The sequence below is a fragment of the Oryzibacillus soli genome, assembly GCF_051594765.1.
Classification (GTDB): Bacteria; Bacillota; Bacilli; order Paenibacillales; family NBRC-103111; genus Paenibacillus_AR.
Map to the genome: position 1 here is coordinate 1 of NZ_JBPPGJ010000095.1, position 410 is coordinate 410.

Genomic DNA, 410 nt, shown 5'->3' on the forward strand with positions numbered 1-410 from the left:
TTACTCCATGTGGGTTTCCCCATTCGGACATCCCCGGATCAAAGCCTGCTTACGGCTCCCCGAGGCGTTTCGTCGTTCGCTACGTCCTTCTTCGGCTCCTGGCGCCTAGGCATCCTCCGTGCGCTCTTATTAGCTTATCCAGCTAAAGAACATTACTTTAGATGTTTTCGGAATTGTTTCGCTATCCAGTTTTCAAGGAACAAGGTTTGAAGGTGCGTTAGCAACCCTCAAAACTGAACACGAGTAAGTAACATCAGCCGATTGTCTTGCATTGTACCGTGACGCTACGGTCACGAGGTACTCCATAGAAAGGAGGTGATCCAGCCGCACCTTCCGATACGGCTACCTTGTTACGACTTCACCCCAATCATCTACCCCACCTTCGGCGGCTGGCCCCTTGCGGTTACCTC

General features: G+C 52.0%; 2 rRNA genes. Both read right to left on the reverse strand.

Annotation, left to right across the window (positions count from 1 at the left end):
* Positions 1–140: ribosomal RNA gene (locus tag ACSEXW_RS28310) — 23S ribosomal RNA — on the reverse strand; the annotation flags it as partial.
* Positions 141–308: 168 nt separating this feature from the next.
* Positions 309–410, reverse strand: a 16S ribosomal RNA gene (locus tag ACSEXW_RS28315); the annotation flags it as partial.